Annotated in this window: 20 protein-coding genes and 1 pseudogene; 12 read left to right on the top strand and 9 right to left on the bottom strand. The window is 53.2% G+C overall.

What is annotated here, in order from left to right:
* Positions 1-65: 65 nt before the first annotated feature.
* A complete protein-coding gene (gene mobQ, locus HFD97_RS04085) occupies positions 66-1,508 on the bottom strand; it encodes a MobQ family relaxase (protein ID WP_167430941.1) in 1,443 nt (480 codons plus the stop codon).
* A 388-nt stretch (positions 1,509-1,896) separates the two neighbouring features.
* Here mobQ and HFD97_RS04090 point away from each other — a divergent pair, with 388 nt between their 5' ends.
* The 3 genes from HFD97_RS04090 to HFD97_RS04100 all read left to right on the top strand — a co-directional run bounded on the left by HFD97_RS04090 (position 1,897) and on the right by HFD97_RS04100 (position 3,378).
* Complete coding sequence (locus HFD97_RS04090; protein ID WP_167430940.1) at positions 1,897-2,451, top strand: hypothetical protein; 555 nt, start codon at positions 1,897-1,899, stop codon at positions 2,449-2,451.
* A 122-nt stretch (positions 2,452-2,573) separates the two neighbouring features.
* Positions 2,574-3,038 (top strand): conjugal transfer protein TraD, encoded by a 465-nt coding sequence (gene traD, locus HFD97_RS04095; RefSeq protein ID WP_167430939.1) that lies wholly within the window; start codon positions 2,574-2,576, stop codon positions 3,036-3,038.
* Positions 3,031-3,378 carry a hypothetical protein gene (locus HFD97_RS04100; RefSeq protein ID WP_167430938.1) on the top strand — a complete coding sequence of 116 codons (348 nt, stop codon included), beginning with the start codon at positions 3,031-3,033 and terminating at the stop codon, positions 3,376-3,378. The genes traD and HFD97_RS04100 overlap by 8 nt, the downstream gene beginning before the upstream one ends.
* A gap of 338 nt (positions 3,379-3,716) precedes the next feature.
* Here the strand turns inward: HFD97_RS04100 and HFD97_RS04105 are convergent.
* From HFD97_RS04105 to pth, 3 genes and pseudogenes are all read right to left on the bottom strand, one after another.
* A pseudogene (locus tag HFD97_RS04105) lies at positions 3,717-4,908 on the bottom strand (tyrosine-type recombinase/integrase).
* A 196-nt stretch (positions 4,909-5,104) separates the two neighbouring features.
* Positions 5,105-6,196, bottom strand: coding sequence for a redox-regulated ATPase YchF (gene ychF, locus HFD97_RS04110; RefSeq protein ID WP_046101684.1), 1,092 nt, complete (start codon positions 6,194-6,196; stop codon positions 5,105-5,107).
* A gap of 108 nt (positions 6,197-6,304) precedes the next feature.
* Positions 6,305-6,892: an aminoacyl-tRNA hydrolase gene (pth, locus tag HFD97_RS04115; RefSeq protein WP_009090644.1), complete on the bottom strand. Its 588-nt coding sequence runs from the start codon at positions 6,890-6,892 to the stop codon at positions 6,305-6,307.
* Positions 6,893-7,147: 255 nt separating this feature from the next.
* Here pth and ychH point away from each other — a divergent pair, with 255 nt between their 5' ends.
* Positions 7,148-7,423, top strand: coding sequence for a stress-induced protein YchH (ychH, locus tag HFD97_RS04120; protein ID WP_009090642.1), 276 nt, complete (start codon positions 7,148-7,150; stop codon positions 7,421-7,423).
* On the opposite strand, the gene HFD97_RS04125 is transcribed toward ychH, so the two are convergent.
* From HFD97_RS04125 to lolB, 4 genes are all read right to left on the bottom strand, one after another.
* On the bottom strand, positions 7,420-8,571 hold the full coding sequence (locus HFD97_RS04125; protein ID WP_167430937.1) for a GGDEF domain-containing protein: 1,152 nt from the start codon (positions 8,569-8,571) through the stop codon (positions 7,420-7,422). The two genes, ychH and HFD97_RS04125, sit on opposite strands and share 4 nt — an antisense overlap.
* A 213-nt stretch (positions 8,572-8,784) precedes the next feature.
* Positions 8,785-9,732 carry a ribose-phosphate diphosphokinase gene (gene prs, locus HFD97_RS04130; protein WP_009090638.1) on the bottom strand — a complete coding sequence of 316 codons (948 nt, stop codon included), beginning with the start codon at positions 9,730-9,732 and terminating at the stop codon, positions 8,785-8,787.
* Between the two features lie 136 nt (positions 9,733-9,868).
* Entirely contained in the window at positions 9,869-10,726 is an 858-nt protein-coding gene (gene ispE / locus HFD97_RS04135; RefSeq protein ID WP_167430936.1) for a 4-(cytidine 5'-diphospho)-2-C-methyl-D-erythritol kinase, read from the bottom strand.
* A complete protein-coding gene (lolB, locus tag HFD97_RS04140) occupies positions 10,723-11,346 on the bottom strand; it encodes a lipoprotein insertase outer membrane protein LolB (RefSeq protein WP_009090634.1) in 624 nt (207 codons plus the stop codon). Before lolB ends, ispE begins: the two co-directional genes overlap by 4 nt.
* A gap of 216 nt (positions 11,347-11,562) precedes the next feature.
* On the opposite strand from lolB, the gene hemA reads away from it, so the two are divergent.
* From hemA to kdsA, 6 genes are read left to right on the top strand one after another with little or no spacing between them, the layout of a single operon-like run.
* Positions 11,563-12,819: a glutamyl-tRNA reductase gene (hemA, locus tag HFD97_RS04145; RefSeq protein WP_167430935.1), complete on the top strand. Its 1,257-nt coding sequence runs from the start codon at positions 11,563-11,565 to the stop codon at positions 12,817-12,819.
* A 42-nt stretch (positions 12,820-12,861) separates the two neighbouring features.
* The gene (gene prfA / locus HFD97_RS04150) at positions 12,862-13,944 is read left to right on the top strand and encodes a peptide chain release factor 1 (RefSeq protein ID WP_058956598.1); all 1,083 of its coding nucleotides are present in this window, start codon (positions 12,862-12,864) and stop codon (positions 13,942-13,944) included.
* On the top strand, positions 13,944-14,777 hold the full coding sequence (gene prmC, locus HFD97_RS04155; RefSeq protein ID WP_167430934.1) for a peptide chain release factor N(5)-glutamine methyltransferase: 834 nt from the start codon (positions 13,944-13,946) through the stop codon (positions 14,775-14,777). Before prfA ends, prmC begins: the two co-directional genes overlap by 1 nt.
* A gap of 24 nt (positions 14,778-14,801) precedes the next feature.
* A complete protein-coding gene (locus HFD97_RS04160; protein ID WP_009090625.1) occupies positions 14,802-15,194 on the top strand; it encodes a SirB2 family protein in 393 nt (130 codons plus the stop codon).
* Position 15,195: 1 nt separating this feature from the next.
* On the top strand, positions 15,196-16,005 hold the full coding sequence (gene sirB1, locus HFD97_RS04165; RefSeq protein ID WP_009090623.1) for an invasion regulator SirB1: 810 nt from the start codon (positions 15,196-15,198) through the stop codon (positions 16,003-16,005).
* A 25-nt stretch (positions 16,006-16,030) separates the two neighbouring features.
* The gene (gene kdsA, locus HFD97_RS04170) at positions 16,031-16,885 is read left to right on the top strand and encodes a 3-deoxy-8-phosphooctulonate synthase (protein WP_167430933.1); all 855 of its coding nucleotides are present in this window, start codon (positions 16,031-16,033) and stop codon (positions 16,883-16,885) included.
* 62 nt (positions 16,886-16,947) lie between these two features.
* Here kdsA and chaA read toward each other — a convergent pair whose 3' ends face one another.
* Positions 16,948-18,039, bottom strand: coding sequence for a sodium-potassium/proton antiporter ChaA (chaA, locus tag HFD97_RS04175; protein ID WP_009090620.1), 1,092 nt, complete (start codon positions 18,037-18,039; stop codon positions 16,948-16,950).
* 372 nt (positions 18,040-18,411) lie between these two features.
* On the opposite strand from chaA, the gene chaB reads away from it, so the two are divergent.
* Entirely contained in the window at positions 18,412-18,642 is a 231-nt protein-coding gene (gene chaB, locus HFD97_RS04180; protein WP_009090618.1) for a putative cation transport regulator ChaB, read from the top strand.
* A 225-nt stretch (positions 18,643-18,867) separates the two neighbouring features.
* Complete coding sequence (locus tag HFD97_RS04185; protein ID WP_167428348.1) at positions 18,868-19,542, top strand: gamma-glutamylcyclotransferase; 675 nt, start codon at positions 18,868-18,870, stop codon at positions 19,540-19,542.
* Positions 19,543-19,564 lie beyond the last annotated feature (22 nt).

The raw sequence follows: 19,564 nt of genomic DNA on the forward strand, positions 1-19,564 counted from the left end.
TTCCAGTTGTTACGAGCTTATCAAAGGATAATTAATCACTCTGAATTGATTGTTTTGATTAAAAATTATTCATCTTTACGCTTGCTAGAACCAAAGCGAAGTTTTGGCAGCGTGAAACCTTTTGATTTTGTGGAAACTTTCTTTTCCTTTGGTAAAGGTGGAAAGGCAATTGCTTCGCTTGTTTTGTCTGGCTTTTGTTTTTTCTCAGGCTCGTGGTTGTAGTTAGCGGCCGGAGGTACGGAAACGTCTGCTGATTGACTAGTAGTCCCCATCGACTCCCACTGCCTGCGGGTTATCTTCAATTTAGTAACTGGGTCTATCATAACCTCATCAAGCGGATCGATAACGGCTGGCGCGACTACGGTAGTGATAGTGGGTTCTGGTATGGCTTTATGAATAGAGTGTTTCAGCAACACACTCATAAAAGTTTTAATAAAATCATACAGCTTGTGCAAATTGATCTTACGCCTACGTCTCAACAGAGTTGGTTTTGCTGTTTTTGGCGCAACACCATAGTAAAGGGACATATCCCTTTGCTTCGCTTTGACAGGCTTGAAGCGACGTTTTCTTTCGGTAACAACCAGCTCAGGCAGATGAGCAGATTCTTGCGAACGTTGTACCGGGGGTTGTGGTGCTGGTTTTGCTTTCAGACGTTCAATACGGAATGTGTTGAGGTTGACGGTAATGAGATGACCCACATCACTGTTAAACAACTGCCTGAAATCGTTAGCAGCTTGTTTGGTCTGTGCTGCCTGCACCTGTTCTGCGGCACGTAGAGTTTTGGCTTTCTTGGTATGCCATGATTTACGGTCTATCCTGATAAGGGCAGGGCGAGCAAGCTCAATGGCCTTAGCTAGGTATTCGTTTGCTATATCCTCTCTTCCTTTTTCCTGTGCTGCCTTCGCAAGAGCAATCGCTTCTTCACGCTGTGCTGCAAGGGAACGGTGATCCATGCGATTCGCAGAACCAGTACGTTCAAGCGCACGGTTAGACATTCTGGACCACGAAGCTCGCCACTCGTCCATTAAATCATGCTCGTTCCAGCTTCTGTTCTTGTTGCCGAAACCTTGTGGTGTTATCTCACGCAAAGTAAGCATAACATGAGCATGGGGATTATGACCGTCAAGGTCATGGAAAGAGATATCGGCAATCATGCCTTTGCTGACAAAATTACGTTTGCAGTAGTTTTTCACTAACGCGATTTTGGCATCGTTATCCAGTTCAACAGGAATAGCGATATCAAAATAACGTGAGAGTTGGGCGTCTTTTCTTTTTTCGATTTTTTCTATTTCATTCCACAAAACAGACGAGTTTTCCACAATATTTAAAGGTGTGTGTTCTGGTGCAAGAATACAATGGTGGAACAGGTCGGAACGATATGAGTAATCGTACACTTCTCCTGTTTTCACGTCTTCTATTCTTTCTCTTGCGTTATATGCGGCAAGATAACAGGACGATTTTCCTGCGGATCTTTTTAGCATGCTAAACGATAAGTGAAATATTGCCATACTACAAAATACTCCTTGCTGTTTTTAATTTGTTTTTAGGTGTTGACCTTTGCTGCTTTTAGTTTTTCGCAAGAAAAACTTATGTTTTGACTTTAAGGCCCCCGCCAGGCCCACACGTTGCGAAGCAATGTATAAGTGGGCCATTGTATTTATTTTTTATTCAGCTTGCGCCGAATAAAAATAAAAAATGGTTAAGTTTTTCTCTGGATTTAAGCGCCGAAAGAAGAGGCGCGTAAGCTTAGGGGTAAAGGGATGTAAATCGAAGAAGGGATGTTTTCTTATTGCTTACATTAATAATATAACCCGGAATTTAATGTTTGAAAAATTTGCTAAATAAAAAAGATGTGATAATTGTTTTATTCAGATTAAAACAACAATAGAGGTAAAAATGAATAAAATAATAAATGTCATTAACAATCAGAATGGAGATGGCGATCTGGAAACAAAATGGTTTCTGATTGATTACAGCGACAACAGCGAAAGTATGCGCATCAGATTAAAAGAAAACACGGTTAAAGAAGCCTTTACTGCTATCCGCAGCGAATATGAACCTCAACTGCTGGAAGCCAGCGAGCAAACCCGTTTCAGAACCCTGTCAGGGCGGTATGGTAATGCTGTCTCTTCACTCAAAAGAAGCATCATGCAGGAGCTGATTATCATTGTAACGGGGCTTTTCCTGAATTATTTCAGCATCGACAGTACATATGCTACCGCCAGAGAAGTTATCAGGCAGTTATTTGGTCTTTCGGTTAAACGAGAGGTTATTTTATCTTCCTTTGCATCAGATAGTAGGCGAGCAGACAGGAAAGGCGGGTGGTTTAGTATACAGCAGTATGAAAAATCAATGCTGTTCGACTGTTTTAATGGGGTGATTAATGCCGGGCAACAATATGAAGCGATAAAAAGCCGTCTCGACGTTCTGGTTGCCGCCACTAAATCATAATAAAAAACAAAAAGATATATCCCTTTGTTTTACTAATAAATGGATTGCTGGATAAGAAAAGCAATATGAAGATCAAACCCTTAGTGGTTGGTGGTCGGGTTTAATATTACAGGAGAAATTTAATGGAAAGAAAAAATTTACAGCAACTACTTGCATCAGCACAGCAGGAACTGAACAGATTAACGACAAAACAAAAGTCCCTGACACGAAAAGAAACAACACATAAAAAAATTGTATTAGGCGGTGAAGTAGCAAAGTATCTGGGGCTGGATATTAATCATGATATGTTAGTTGGTTTTCTTCTGACTTTCGTCAGTTCGACAGATGTACAACGAAAAACCTGGTTAAGTAACGGGGCCAGAGCCAGAGAGAATGAGAATCTGAGAAAAGAGCAAAAAAGTAAAAATTACATTAAAAAAACAGATCATGAAAAAAATGATACTAGTGTACATCATGAATCGGAAAATTTTACTCATCCTGATGCAATGATAAAACATACTGAAAAGGGAACGGCAATGCAGCTTAATAACACTTTTTCTGCAATGCTTGAAAAGAAACTGGCAGAGAAGAAAAATAAAAATGAATGAACTTACACTGGAAGGTATAGAAAGTAACGATGAGGTTATCAAGGCTGCAACAGATCACATGGCTTTTTTTCTGTTCTCAATTCTCTCAGACTGTTATCCGGAAATTGCGACATCTGAATTTGAAAATATTTTCAATGATGAGTTTAAGTTTGATATCGAAAATTTCATTAAAAATTACAGGAGAAACATTGGAAGCAGAATGACGATGGCGGGTAAAGATATCGCTCAGGTTTATTCCAATCAGAGGTTTTTTGAAAAACTATCAAGAGCATTTGAACAATGTAAAAAAGATAAGGGAGCTTTCACTACCAGAAATCAGGTATATACTGTTAAGTTTTAGCCTTTGATATAACGCTGAGCAGACTAAAACTTGTTTTTGGCTGTGAAGGGTTGGACAAACCCACCGGGTGCGGCAGTAACTTATATTGTATTTTTAATTGAAGAGGAGTATATAATTCCTATTGTGGGGGTAATGTACATTATTTTTTACTTCACTGTTTAGGACCTTTTTTTCAAAAGTACATTTTAATTCGATGGTCTAATAAACGGTTTTCACATATGCTAAGGGCAAATAAATGGAAATAATTAGCCCTCGACAAAACCATTGATTTTCTTTTAGCACATAGCGGAGCATGAATAGCGATTTTTATCTGTATGATTTACTGAATGCAATAAGTACTAATCGTATTCTGCTACCCACTCGTCCAGCATATCTGCCCATTCCTGCATCATCACTTTTCGTTCATCGATGTAAGTTGCATGATTGTACGTGCGGCGAACATTGTTTGTATCAGCGTGCGCTAACTGAGCTTCGATAGCATCAGCTCGATAGCCCATCTCGTTTAAACGTGTACTCCCCGTAGTTCTGGTGGCATGAGGGCTGTAAGTTCCACTCCAACTGAGACTTTTGAGTAGCTGGCGCAGAGAGTGCGATGTAATTGGGCCTAGCGGGTTATCCCTGCCCGGAAAAATATGCTGTCGGTGCCCGGTTAATCCTTGTAGTGTTTTGAGCATATTGACGGCTTGGGAGGGAAGGGGAATAACATGTTCCCTGCGAGCTTTCATGCGCGTTGCCGGAATAATTCATAGTGCGTTGTCAAGATCGAATTCTTCCCATTCTGCCTCAGTTACTTTGGCTGGTCGCGCCAGCGTCCACCACATGAGCCACATGCAATAGTTAACCTGGTATGAGCCACGACTGTTGTCAAAACAGCTTAACAACTTCCCGATTTGCTGAGAATTCAGTGCTTGTTTGTGTTGTGTTGTGTTTTATTGACCGAAGGGCCTTGCGCACAGGCCAGACAGGATCGCTATCAACTCTAAGCGTCGCTACCGCCAACTCGAAAACTGATGAAATGGTTCGACGGGCTTCAGCGGCAACGGTCGGTGCTCCTCATTTAGCCGTTTCCTGAAGAATCTTGAGAATGTGATGTGGAGTGATCTCCTTAACTGGGAGCTTACCTATTGCGAGGAAAACCACACGTTCAAGCATATCCAGTCGGCGTGTTTTGGTGATTTCGGCCCAGTCTTTCATCTGCAACCACTCCTTGGCTATTAACTCAAAGGTGTTGGATGCGTCGTTGACCTTACGGATCTTATCTAATTAGCGAGTCTGTATCGGGCTAACTCCATTCGCGACTTGTTTACGCGCTTGCTCACATTTCTCGCGAGCTTTGGCACGTTTGACCTTCGGGCACTCACCCAACGCGAACATGCTGGATTTGCCGTTGAGTTAAAACCGATAGCGGCAGGCCTTTTTGCCATTGGGTTTCACTTCGAGGTAGAGACCATTTAAATCTTCGAGTCGATGGAGTTTTTCTTTCGGTCTGGCAGCGCGGCATTGGGTATGGTGAGCATATCGGGGCGTTATTTATATTATGCCGTTATTGTACTTACTTAAATGAAGATGGAAGAAAATCGTACTCATCCCCATACTCATCTCTAACTGGGTTGTGACGAGATTATTGGAGACTCTGTGAAATGAAAAATCCACGCGATTGCGTGGATTTAAAGTTTTTCCATTGCTCATGAGATTCCATAAAACCCCATGAAACAACAGATTTTTATCAGACGTTAAACAGGAAGTTCATCACATCGCCATCTTTCACGATGTACTCTTTACCTTCTGAACGCATCTTGCCAGCTTCTTTCGCACCCTGTTCACCCTTGCAGGCGATAAAGTCATCAAATGCAATGGTCTGCGCGCGGATAAAGCCTTTTTCGAAGTCGGTGTGAATTTTACCGGCAGCCTGAGGGGCAGTCGCGCCCACCGGGATAGTCCAGGCACGCACTTCTTTCACGCCTGCGGTGAAATAGGTCTGCAGGTTCAGCAGGGCGTAACCGGCGCGGATCACGCGGTTCAGGCCCGGCTCTTCCAGTCCCAGCTCCGCCATGAACTCGTCACGCTCTTCATCTTCCAGCTCGGCGATATCAGATTCCACTGCGGCACACACCGGTACCACCACTGAACCTTCCGCTGCTGCGATAGCGCGAACCTGATCCAGATAGGGGTTGTTCTCAAAACCGTCTTCATTGACGTTAGCAATGTACATGGTCGGTTTCAGGGTCAGGAAGCTCAGATAGCGAATCGCCGCTTTCTCATCGGCATCCAGATTCAGAGAGCGCAGCATGCCCGCTTCAGAAAGGTGCGGCAGGCATTTTTCCAGCGCAGCCAGCTCGGCTTTCGCATCTTTGTCGCCGCCTTTGGCTTTCTTCTGCACGCGCTGAATCGCACGCTCACAGGTATCAAGGTCAGAGAGTGCCAGCTCGGTGTTAATCACGTCGATATCTTCCGCCGGGTTAACTTTACCCGCGACGTGGATGATGTTGTCATTTTCAAAGCAGCGCACCACGTGACCGATCGCTTCGGTTTCACGGATGTTGGTCAGGAACTGGTTACCCAGGCCTTCACCTTTAGACGCGCCTTTCACCAGACCCGCGATATCGACGAATTCCATGGTAGTCGGCACCACGCGCTGCGGCTTAACAATCTCAGAGAGCTGGTCGAGACGCAGGTCAGGCATGGGCACCACGCCCGTGTTAGGCTCAATGGTGCAGAAGGGGAAGTTAGCCGCTTCGATACCCGCTTTGGTCAGCGCGTTAAACAGAGTGGATTTACCGACGTTCGGCAGGCCCACGATACCGCATTTGAATCCCATGGTTTGATACCCTTTATAACTGGATGGACAGTGCGCCCGATGGCGAGCTGTCGGAGAAGAATTGAAAAATTCCGCGCATTATACACGGAATTGCGACGATTCGGGCGTTTAAGCAGGTTTGAAGGCATGCAGCCGGTTCATGGCTTTGATGCGATCCTCTTTCAGCCACAGCTCAGTGCAGCGCGCCGCCTCATCAATGGCTTCATCAATCAGCTTCTGCTCGCTGACGGGCGGTTTACCCAGCACAAATCCGGTCACCTTATTGCGATCGCCGGGATGACCGATACCGATGCGCAGGCGGTGGAAATTGTTGTTGTTGCCCAGTTTGCTGATGATGTCTTTCAGACCGTTATGGCCGCCGTGACCGCCACCCTGCTTAAATTTCGCGACGCCGGGCGGTAAATCGAGTTCATCATGCGCCACCAGAATCTCTTCAGGCGCGATGCGATAAAAGGTTGCCATCGCCGCCACCGCTTTACCGCTCAGGTTCATAAAGGTGGTCGGCACCAGCAGGCGGACATCCTCTCCGGCTATCGCCAGACGGGCGGTGTAGCCATAGAATTTGCCTTCCTCTTTCAGAGACTGATTGTGGCGTTCCGCCAGTAAATCCAGATACCAGGCACCCGCATTATGGCGCGTGGCGGCATATTCAGCGCCAGGGTTGGCCAGTCCCACAATCAGTTTAATGCTGCTCACAATGATTATCCTGCTGTTATCGCGAAAGGGCGTTAGTTTACTTCGCGACAGGCGAGATGACAAAGCAGAAGCAGTCAAATGGTTCATCAGCGTGATTAATCATTTTCTATCGGAATCAACAGTCTGCAATCAGGACCAGGCGAAGCTTTATGGTTGATGTGTGATCCAGCCCGCATCGCGGGGCTGAGCCATTGCCTAAACTTATGACACTTAACATTGTGTGCGGTTATTGGCTCTTATGGATGGAGGTGCATTATGAAACATCATCACTGCCGTGTAGCGGGTAACACGCTAATGGTACTGGGATTAGTTACCATGGTTCTGGGCGTCGGTTTCTCTATTATGAACCAGCTGCCCGCGCTCGATCTGCCTCAGTCTCTGGCGCAGGGCGCTATCTTCAGCATCTTTATTGGTGCGCTGCTCTGGCTGGTGGGCGCCCGGGTCAGTGGCCGGGAAAAGATTGAAGATCGTTATTACTGGGTGCGTCACTATGACCAGCGCTGCCGCCGGTCACATAACTCACACCACTAAATAATGGCAGCAGGCAGCGGATGCTGCGCGGTGCGGTTCCGGCCGCTGGCCTTGGCGTGGTAGAGCGCCGCATCCGCCTGCACCAGTAACGCTTCAAAACCCTGCTGATGATGTGTGGCCGTGGCAAAGCCAATGCTGACCGAATAGGCAATCGCATTATGTTGTGATGCACAGACCGCCAGCCGGATCGTCTCACACCACGCTTCTGTCTCCTGTACCGTCGCCGGAATGATGGCCGCAAATTCCTCTCCGCCCAGTCGCGCAAAACGTCCCCCTGCCGGAATCAGTGCGCTCACCACCTCGCAAAAGTGGATTAGAATCTGGTCGCCCTGCTGATGTCCGTAGCGATCGTTGATACTTTTGAAATGGTCCAGGTCAAACAGGATGGCGCTGAAGGGCCGGTTCTGGCGATGGCATCGCGCCGCAATGTTCTCTGCTTCGCTGAACAGGGCGCGGCGGTTCCAGACGCGGGTCAGCGGGTCGTGCAGGGAAGCATGTTTCAGGGTCTGCTGCATCCGTTCATTCACCATCGCCAGAATGGTGAAGGTGAGGCCAATAACAAACAGAATCGACTCCAGGATAACGTAAACCGAGAAAGCCGACCCGCCAATCGCGCCTGGCAGCCCGCTGGCAACGGCGCTATCCAGAAACAGCCGGGCCAGATGGAACAGCAGATGGATCCAGAGCAGCAGCTGGGCCGGCCAGAAGGTGGCTTTCAGCGTGTCACGAGCCAGCCAGACCAGCTGGATCAGGGCGGCGGTATAGGCGACGCAGGCAAGACAGAGCACCACCACCCGTTTCGGCAGGCTGTCGTAAAATGCCGGGAAACAGCAGAGCAGCGCCCAGAGCAGGGCACCCAGCAGCCAGTGGCTGCCGATGGGTTTGTCACAGAAGCGGCGAAAGGCATTCAGCAACCCGCCATAGGCCAGCATCACCAGCACGTTCCCGACGGCCACCGGCAGAAAATGGAAGCCGCTGCTGCGCAGGCTGCTTAAAAAGACCGCCACCAGCGTCAGGACCAGCGACAGCAGGGTAAAGCCCAGCACGCGATCGTACTGCGATCCGATCCAGGCAAAAATCATGATCAGGCTTAAAAAGCCCAGCACATAGAGCTCGCAAATAAACAGGGTATAGATATCGAGAGTCATGATGGCCGGGTTCTGATGAGAAATGGGCAGCAAATTACCATTTAACGGCAGCGGGCAGAAGCGGGAAACGAGGCCATTGATGAAAAGAGTGCGTGGCGTTGCAAACCGGGGCGAACGGGAAAATTTATCGCGCCAATCTCAGAAAAAGAAGAGAGTTAAGCGGGCAGGAACAGGCATAAAAAAACCGGGCACAGGGCCCGGTTTCCGCGAAGATTAATGCTCGAACATCGCCGAGATGGACTCTTCGTTACTGATGCGGCGAATGGCTTCAGCCAGCATGCCTGAGAGGGTCAGTGTGCGCACGTTCGGCAGCGCCCTGATCTCTTCAGAGAGAGGGATGGTGTCACAGACAATCACCTGATCGAGCACCGATTTACGCAGGTTTTCAACCGCGTTGCCGGAGAAGATTGGGTGGGTTGCATAAGCAAACACGCGTTTGGCACCACGCTCTTTCAGCGCTTCAGCCGCTTTGCACAGCGTGCCGCCGGTGTCGATCATGTCGTCGACCAGCACGCAGTCGCGGCCAGCAACGTCACCAATAATGTGCATCACCTGAGAGACGTTCGCGCGCGGGCGACGTTTATCGATGATAGCCATATCGGTGTCGTTCAGCAGTTTAGCGATAGCACGGGCACGTACTACGCCACCAATATCGGGAGAAACAACAATCGGGTTTTCCAGTCCGATCTGCATCATATCTTCCAGCAGGATCGGGCTGCCAAATACGTTATCAACCGGGACGTCGAAGAAGCCCTGGATCTGCTCGGCGTGCAGGTCAACCGTCAGAACACGGTCAACACCGACGCTGGAAAGGAAGTCAGCCACAACTTTAGCGGTGATCGGCACACGCGCAGAGCGCACGCGGCGATCCTGACGGGCATAGCCAAAGTAGGGGATGACCGCGGTAATACGACCAGCAGAAGCACGACGCAGCGCGTCGACCATCACAACCAGTTCCATCAGATTATCGTTGGTGGGGGCACAGGTGGACTGGATGATGAAAATATCACCACCGCGTACATTTTCGTTGATCTGTACGCTCACTTCACCATCGCTGAAACGTCCGACTGCGGCGTCTCCCAGACTGGTGTAAAGGCGGTTGGCAATACGTTGTGCTAGTTCCGGGGTGGCGTTACCAGCAAATAGCTTCATATCAGGCACGAGAAGAACCTCAGGCTTTGCGTCCAGAGAATGAACGACATGACCGTAACCGGCGTGCACGGTCATGGGCGTTCACACGGGTGTGTTGATGCAAAAGGTGCAGTGTCCGGAACGTGGTGACACTGTCACGCTTTTGCTAATCGCCTCGCAGGGTACGCTGTAGCGGCGACACGTTAACGCCCCGGGCTACAAATCCGCGCACCCCATTCGGGGCAAGCTCCAGCACCTGGCGGGCAGCAGACTCGGTGTCAAATTCAGCAAACACACAAGCGCCCGTGCCAGTCAGGCGTGACGGCGCGTATTCTAGCAGCCAGGAAACAAGCTCATCAACCTCGCGAAAACGTTTTCTTACCACTGCTTCACAATCGTTGGCGAAGGGGGAGGCTAAAAGTGTCGATAAACTGCGCGCTGGGGTGTCACGCGTCAGGTCGGGATCGCCGAACACCACCGGCGTGCTGATATGCACGCCGGGGTGCGCAACCAGGTACCATTTTTCAGCCGGGTCGGCAGGCTGAAGCTCTTCGCCCACGCCCTGCGCAAACGCCGCGAAGCCGTGGACAAACACCGGGACATCAGCACCGAGCGTCACACCCATCGCCGCCAGTTCTTCCGTCGAAAAGCCGGTCTGCCACAGATGATTCAGCGCCACCAGCACGGTAGCGGCATCAGACGAGCCGCCGCCGATGCCGCCCCCCATGGGCAGTCTCTTCTCGATAGCAATCTGCGCACCCGCGCTGGCAGAGAGGCGATTACTCTGCAGCGCCGCCTGTTTCAGCAGGTTCGCGGCGCGCATAATCAGGTTGTCCTCGTCTGCCACACCCGCCAGCGGCGTCAGCAGCTGAATGCGACCGCTCTGGTCAGCGTGAATCTGCAGCTCGTCACCGTAATCGAGAAACTGAAACAGCGTCTGCAGGTTGTGGTAGCCGTCAGGACGACGGCCGGTAATGTAGAGAAAAAGATTCAGTTTTGCCGGGGCGGGCCAGTGGGTGATCATTGAACGGTCCAGCTGTCCATGCGCAGTTTAATCCGCTGGTCACCCTCTTTCAGCTCCAGGCTGGAAGGAAGTGGCGGAGTCACTTTGCTGTCGTAACCGGCGATGGAGACCTGCCAGGTCTGACCGTCGCGGCTGTAGTTCAGGCTGCGCAGCTGATAACTCTCATTGAGCTGATAGTCGCTGGCATCGCCTGGCAGACCCATCATCCACTGACGCAGGTTAGCCAGCGGGATGTCCATGCCGGTTAGCTGAGAAATCATCTTCTGTGCATCGTTGCTGACGTAACGCTTGCCCTTGTTATCGACAATCTGCACGACCGAGCCCTGCGCATCCAGCTGCAGCTCGGTGCTGCCCAGCGGATTGGTCAGCAGCAGGCGATAGCGATCAGGCGCGGTCTGCTGCCAGTTGAAGCGGGCATACACTTTCTGTTTGTCGGAGAGGTAGGCAAAGGCGCCGCGGGTCTGATAGTGCGTGACCTTTGAGACCGCCTGCTGATGCTGTTGCCACTGCGGCGCGGTGACGCTGGGGCCCGGACCCTGCGGTTTGTTGACGCTACAGGCCGCCAGCAGCACGCTGGCAAGGGGCAAAAGGCGCAACAGATTGCGTGGTGAAGTAAGCATCAAGTGGTCATCTCCTCGGACACATTTATTATTGGCAACGGATAACGCTAACCGTCACGGTTTTAACCGTCAATGCTGTTATGCAGCAAATTGCGTATGATCGGGTTAATCTTATTACAGTCATAGCCTTTGTATGGCTTTTCTTGATCTGTCGCATCTTGTAGAATGCGCCTCACAAAACCCTGACATTATTGGGACATCCCAACCAAAATCACCATGACGCTGCTCGCTCTCGGAATCAACCACAAGACCGCCCCCATTGCTCTGCGCGAACGTGTTACGTTCGGGCCGGAGACGCTTGAGCAGGCCTTAAACAGCCTGTTGTCACAGCCAATGGTGCAGAGCGGTGTGGTGCTGTCCACCTGTAACCGGACTGAGCTCTACCTGAGTGTAGAGCAGCAGGCGGATTTACAGGCGCGTCTGGTGAGCTGGCTGTGCAATTATCATCAGCTGAATGAAGAGGATGTGCGTAACAGCCTCTACTGGCATCAGGATAATGAGGCGGTCAGCCACCTGATGCGGGTCGCCAGCGGACTCGACTCCCTGGTGCTGGGCGAACCCCAGATCCTCGGTCAGGTGAAAAAAGCGTTTGCCGACTCCTCACGTGGTCAGGCGCTGAGCAGTGAACTGGAGCGCATGTTCCAGAAAACCTTCTCGGTGGCGAAACGCGTGCGCACAGAAACCGACATCGGTGCCAATGCCGTCTCGGTGGCGTTCGCGGCCTGTACGCTGGCCCGTCAGATCTTTGAATCACTCTCCACCGTCAATGTCATGCTGGTCGGCGCCGGTGAGACTATCGAGCTGGTGGCCCGCCACCTGCGCGAACACCAGGTCAAAAATCTGATCATCGCCAACCGCACCCGCGAGCGCGCCGAAACGCTGGCGTCGGAAGTGGGTGCCGAGGTGATTACCCTGGCGGAGATCGACGCCCGTCTGGCCGAGGCGGACATTATTATCTCCTCCACCGCCAGTCCGTTACCGATTATCGGTAAGGGGATGATGGAGCGCGCCCTGAAAGCGCGTCGTAATAAGCCGATGCTGCTGGTGGATATTGCCGTCCCGCGCGACGTTGAGCAGGAAGTGGGCGATCTGCCTAATGCCTATCTCTACAGCGTGGACGATCTGCAGGCGATTATCGAGCAGAACCTGGCGCAGCGCAAAGCGGCGGCAGTGCAGGCCGAAAGCATCGTGGTGCAGGAAAGCAGCGAATTTATGGCGTGGCTGCGCTCGCAGGGCGCGGTGAACACCATCCGGGAATATCGCTCTCAGGCGGATGAGATCCGCGCTGAGCTGGAAGGCCGTGCGCTGCAGGCGCTGCAGCAGGGCACCGATCCGCAGAAAGTTCTGCAGGAACTGGCGCACAAGCTGACCAACCGTTTAATACATGCCCCAACCAAATCACTTCAGCAGGCCGCCCGCGACGGCGATAATGAACGCCTGCAGATTTTACGCGACAGCCTGGGTCTCGATTAGGCACACTGCTGTCGCCACCTGTTTACGGGAATCCCACATTTAATGAAGACCTCTATAGTTGCCAAGCTGGAAGCCCTGCAGGAGCGCCACGAAGAAGTGGAAGCGATGCTGGGGGATGCTGGCGTGATTGCCGATCAGGAGCGTTTCCGTGCGCTGTCACGCGAATATGCTCAGCTGACCGATGTAACCCGTTGCTTCCGCGACTGGCAGCAGGTGCAGGAAGATATCGAAACCGCGCAGCAGATGCTCGATGACCCCGAAATGCGCGACATGGCGCAGGAGGAGTTACAGGCAGCGCGCGAGAAGGGCGAAACCCTGGAGCAGCAGCTGCAGGTGCTGTTGCTGCCAAAAGATCCCGATGATGAACGCGCCTGTTTCGTTGAAGTGCGCGCCGGTACCGGCGGTGATGAAGCGGCGATCTTCGCGGGCGATCTGTTCCGCATGTACAGCCGCTATGCTGAAGCCCGCCGCTGGCGTGTGGAGATCGTCAGTGCCAACGACGGTGAGCACGGCGGATACAAAGAGGTGATTGCCCGGGTGACCGGAGAGGGTGCCTATGGCCGCATGAAGTTTGAATCTGGCGGACACCGCGTGCAGCGCGTACCGGAAACGGAATCGCAGGGTCGTATCCACACCTCGGCCTGTACGGTCGCCGTAATGCCGGAGATCCCGGAAGCGGAACTGCCGGAGATCAATGCCGGCGATCTGAAGATTGACACCTTCCGCTCCTCGGGCGCAGGCGGTCAGCACGTCAACACCACCGACTCCGCGATTCGTATTACCCACCTGCCAACCGGCATCGTGGTGGAGTGTCAGGACGAACGTTCACAGCATAAAAACAAAGCTAAAGCGCTGGCCGTGCTGGGCGCGCGCATTCACGCCGCCGAAATGGCCCGCCGTCACGCGGCGGAAGCCAGCACCCGCCGCAACCTGCTGGGCAGTGGCGATCGTTCCGACCGCATCCGTACCTATAACTTCCCACAGGGGCGCGTGACCGATCACCGCATCAACCTGACCATCTACCGTCTGGATGAAGTGATGGAAGGTAAAATCGACAGCCTAATCGAACCGATTGTGCAGGAGTACCAGGCGGATCAGCTGGCGGCGCTGGCTGGTCAGGATTAATGGATATTCGTCACTGGCTGAAACAGGCGACCGCCACGCTGTGTGGTGGCGACAGCCCGAAGCGTGACGCGGAGATCCTGTTAGGTTTCGTGACCGGTAAATCGCGCAGCTGGTTGATTGCCTTCGATGAGACCGTGCTCACGGAAGCACAGCGCGAGCAGCTGGATAGCCTGCTGGCACGTCGTGCCCGGGGCGAACCGGTGGCGCATCTGGTGGGCGAACGGGAGTTCTGGTCGCTGCCTCTGCGCGTCAATGATGCCACGCTGATCCCGCGTCCTGATACCGAACTGCTGGTGGAGCAGGCGCTGACGCGTCTGCCTGCCACCCCGGCGGCGATTCTGGATATGGGCACCGGCACCGGGGCGATTGCACTGGCGCTGGCCAGCGAGCGTCCCGACTGCCAGGTGACGGGCGTGGACCGGATTGACGCCGCCGTCACGCTGGCCCGCACGAATGCGCAGGCGCTTAACCTCACCAATACCACCTTTCTGCTCAGTCACTGGTTTCGCTCCCTGCCGCCGCAGCGGTTTGCGCTCATCGTCAGTAACCCGCCCTATATCGATGCCAGCGACAGTCATCTTGCGCAGGGAGACGTGCGCTTTGAGCCGCGCAGTGCGCTGGTCGCCGACGAAGCGGGGCTGGCCGATCTGCGCACGCTGATCGAGCAGGCCCCCGCGTGGCTGCTGCCGGGAGGCTGGCTGCTGCTGGAACATGGCTGGCAGCAGGGCGAGGCGGTGGCAGCGCTGATGCAGCAAAACGGCTATCAGGCCGTCGAAACCCTTGAAGATTACGGCGGCAACCCGCGCGTGACCCTGGGACAACTTCTTACCTGAAAGCGCTTGAGAAAAGGACGCAGCATGATCGCTTTTTATCCCCTGATTAAAAATCTTCACCTGGTGACGGTCTGGATCACCGTAACGCTGTTTCTGCTGCGTTTTTACTGGCTGCGGCGCGGCTCACCCCTGCTGACGCGGCGCTGGGTCCGCATTCTGCCGCACGTCAATGACACCCTGTTACTGCTGAGCGGCGTCGCGCTGGTGATGATTACTCACTTCTATCCCTTCACACCGCAAGGAAGCTGGCTGACGGAGAAGCTTTTAGCGGTTATCATCTACATCGCCTTAGGATTTGTGGCATTGAGTCGCCGTCCACGCACTGATCGCACCCGCTGGATCGCTTTTCTGGTGGCGTTAATCGCCCTGGTGACCATCATTACGCTGGCGCTGACCAAAATGCCGTTATGGGGATAGCATGACCTCGACCGAACAATTAGATTTCAGCCAGACACCGCTGTGTGAAGCGGTGATTGGCGCAACGCAAGCCATCCGCGCCGATTTTCCGGCGATCTCGGTGGAAGCGCAGCTGGCGGCGTTAGTCGCCGAAGCCCGTGATTATGTCAGCCACACGGAAGATGCCGATCTGCAGCTCGAAAAGCTGCTGGAGCTCTTCTATCGCCAGTGGGGATTTGGCGGTGCCAGCGGTGTCTACAATCTCTCTGATGCGCTGTGGATCGACAACGTTCTGCGGACCCGTCAGGGCACCGCGGTCTCACTGGGCATCATTCTGCTGCACATCGCCGCCGAGCTGGACCTGCCGCTGATGCCGGTGATCTTCCCGACACAGCTGATTCTGCGTGCGGACTGGATTGATGGCGATAAGTGGATGATCAATCCGTTTAACGGGGAAACCCTCGATCGGCACACGCTGGAAGTGTGGCTCAAGGGCAATATCAGCCCGACCGCACGCCTGTATGATGACGATCTCGACGAAGCCAAAACCGTCACCGTGATGCGCAAGATGCTCGATACCCTGAAAGCGGCGCTGATGGAAGAGAAGAAGATGGAGCTGGCGCTGAACGTCAGTCAGGTGCTGCTGCGTATCGACCCTGACGATCCCTATGAGATCCGCGATCGCGGTCTGATTTACGCGCAGCTGGAGTGCGAACATATCGCGCTGAATGATTTAACGTACTTCGTTGAGCAGTGTCCTGAAGACCCGGTCAGCGAAATGATCAAAGTTCAGATTCATGCAATCGAACAAAAACAGGTCACGCTGCACTAAGCGGACCCACTGAAAAGGAAAGGGCATGACACAGAAAGTCGTGAGTATTGGTGATATCAAAGTAGCAAACGATCTGCCGTTTGTGCTGTTTGGCGGGATGAACGTGCTGGAGTCCCGTGACCTGGCGATGCGTATCTGCGAACACTACGTGAACGTCACCGGTAAGCTGGGTATTCCTTACGTATTCAAAGCGTCCTTTGATAAAGCGAACCGTTCCTCGATCCACTCTTACCGTGGCCCGGGCCTGGAAGAGGGAATGAAAATTTTCCAGGAGCTGAAGCAGACGTTCGGTGTGAAGATCATCACCGATGTGCATGAAGCCGCTCAGGCGCAGCCGGTTTCTGAAGTGGTCGATGTGATCCAGCTGCCCGCCTTCCTGGCGCGTCAGACTGACCTGGTGGAAGCGATGGCGAAAACCGGCGCCGTGATCAACGTCAAGAAGCCGCAGTTCGTCAGCCCTGGCCAGATGGGTAACATCGTGGATAAGTTTGCAGAAGGCGGCAACGAGCAGGTTATCCTGTGCGATCGCGGCAGCAACTTCGGCTACGACAACCTGGTTGTGGACATGCTTGGCTTCAACGTGATGAAGAAAGTGACCAAAAACAGCCCGGTCATTTTCGACGTGACCCATGCGCTGCAGACCCGCGATCCGTTTGGTGCGGCATCAGGCGGTCGTCGTGCCCAGGTGGGTGAGCTGGCGCGTGCGGGTATGGCGGTCGGCATTGCCGGTCTGTTTATCGAAGCGCATCCGGACCCGGACCACGCCCTGTGTGACGGTCCTTCCGCACTGCCGCTGGATAAGCTGGAGCCATTCCTGGTGCAGATGAAAGCGATTGACGATCTGGTGAAAAGCTTCCCGGAACTCGATACCAGCAAATAAGTCTGCGGTATAAAAAAAAGAGCGAGAAATCGCTCTTTTTTTTCGCCTGACGTCCGGTGCCGTTACAGCATGATGGTCATCAGATAGCCGATAAACAGGGCCAGATGCGCCGCGCCGTTCAGGACGTTGGTGCGGCCGGTGGAGAAGGAGATCTGACACAGGATCAGGGACGCCATCATAATCACCATCTGCGGCGGCTCCAGACCAAAAATCAGCTCCTGTCCGGTCAGGGTGGCGATGATGGTCACCGCCGGCACCGTCAGGGAGATGGTCGCCAGCACGGAGCCGAAGAAGAGGTTCATGGCGCGCTGCACCTGATTCATCAGCACCGCCTTAATTGCGCCCAGGCCTTCCGGCGAGAGGATCAGCAGGGCCACCAGGAAGCCGGTGAACTGAGCCGGAGCATTCATCTCTGTCAGCAGGCTTTCCAGCGTATTCGCGTTCATCTTGGTCACGGCAATGACCGCAATCAGATGTACGATCAGCCAGACGGTGTGCCAGATGCTGCTGTGCGCTGAGGGTTTACCGTGATGCGGGTCCCCGTCGTCACTCTCATCCTCATGCTCATAGACGAACAGGCTCTGGTGGGTTTTCGTCTGAATCAGCAGGAAAACGCCATACATCGCCGCTGAAATAGCCGCAATCAGCAGTGCCTGGGTGACAGAGAAATTCCCGCCGGGCAGCGCGTTCGGGAAGACCAGCACCAGAATCGCCAGCGGGAATATCGCGATCAGATACTGCTTCACGCCGGCCAGATTGACGTACTGGGTCGCAAACTTATTGCCTCCCAGCAGCAGCGCAAAGCCCACCAGCCCGCCGGTCACGATCATGACAATCGAGTAGAGCGTATCGCGCATCAGCCCCGGCGCCGCATCGCCCGTGGCCATCAGCGCCGAGATCAGGCTCACTTCAAGAATTACCACCGAGAGACTCAGGATCAGGGAACCATAGGGTTCGCCAAGCCGGTGAGCCAGCACGTCGGCGTGACGCACCACGCTGAACGCGCTGCTCAGGATGGCGACCAGCGCCAGCAGGTTAATCCCGACGACCACTGGAAAAGAGGTCTGCGCACCAAAAAAATAGAGGATACCCAGCGTGATAATCGGAAATATCAGCGAGAATTCCTTGTGACGTGTTTTTTCATGTGAAGGCATTCACCATCCTCTCTGGTTAATGATTGTCCGACGCAGCGCGAACTGCTGTTAGAAATATAATCAGTTTTGCAGCAGGGCGCAGTTTATCTTTTCACCGGCCCGGCAGGGAAAAATTTACTGCTTTTTACTAAAATGCAATAAACGATTGAAGCTGCATTAACCTGAAGTTATCCCGAATAATGTAATAATAATCAGTCTGCAACATTCCCGATCAGCCAGACCATCCTGGCATTCTGTGCCTGAAAATCCGCAGTTAATTTGCCTTTGTTGCGCCTGCAGGCAGTTTCCAGACTGAAACAGGGATAAGTGACGATTTGAAATTTTGCGCAGTTGCGCCAGGCTTAACAGGAATCCGTCAACAGAGGAGCCGTTATGCCTTACGCCAGCCGAAGTGATTTACCTGACAACGTTAAACACGTTCTGCCCGCCCACGCCCAGGATATCTATCAGCAGGCGTTCAACAGCGCCTGGGATCAGTATAAAGAGGCGGAAGATCGACGCGGCGATGATTCGCGGGAAGAGGTGGCACATAAAGTGGCCTGGTCCGCCGTCAAAAAAGAGTATGAAAAGGGCGATGACGACAAGTGGCATCCGAAGCATTAACCCTGCTGCTTCTCCGCACCGCCTGAGGGCCGGCATCAGCTGGCGCTTTTTTTCGTCTGCGCTATCAGGTTTATCTGGTTTTTTTTAAGCTGCGACCCGCCTCACGCTTGAAACCCCGCGCGAAAATAGATTAATGTCAATTTCATGACCGAAACGCCAGAAGCCTCTGGCGATCAGGTGACAGGAGCTGGTGCGCAGGACGCCGTTGATGTTGAGGAGGTCGCATTGCTTACCCGGGAATTTCTGTTAAAAGCGGATTGTAAAACGTCGTTCGGGGATATCGAAGAGACGCTGCTCTGGAGTTGCGAGCAGCGTGCGGCGTCGCTGGCCGCCACGCTGGCCTGCCGTCCCGATCACAGCCCGGTCTGGATTTTTGGCTATGGCTCGCTGATGTGGAATCCAATCTTTGAGGCGGATGAGGTCGCGTCCGGTTCGCTGGAAGGCTGGCATCGCGCGTTCTGTCTGCGACTGATTGCCGGTCGCGGCACCGCTTCCCATCCCGGTCGCATGCTGGCGCTGAAGCAGGGCGGCAGAACCAGCGGCCTGGCCTTTCGCCTGCCGGAAGCGCGCCTGCATGAAGAGCTGACGCTGCTGTGGAAGCGTGAGATGGTCACCGGCTGCTACCTGCCTACCTGGTGTGAGCTCCAGCTGGATGATGGCCGCAGCGTCACGGCGCTGACCTTTATTATGGACCCGCGTCATCCTTTGTATGAGTCGGACTCCTGTCCGGATGCGGTTGCGCCGTTAATTGCCGTGGCCAGCGGCCCGCTCGGCTCGAATGCGCAGTATCTGTTTGCCCTGGAGGAGGAGCTGACCCGCCGCGGCATGGAGGAGGAGGGGCTGAGCCGACTGGCGCATCAGGTGCGGACCTTACAGCAAACCTGCCTGAAACAGGCCTGACACACCGCTTTCCTTCTTAACA

It is taken from the genome of Pantoea sp. EKM103V, assembly GCF_011800365.1.
GTDB lineage: Bacteria > Pseudomonadota > Gammaproteobacteria > Enterobacterales > Enterobacteriaceae > Pantoea > Pantoea anthophila.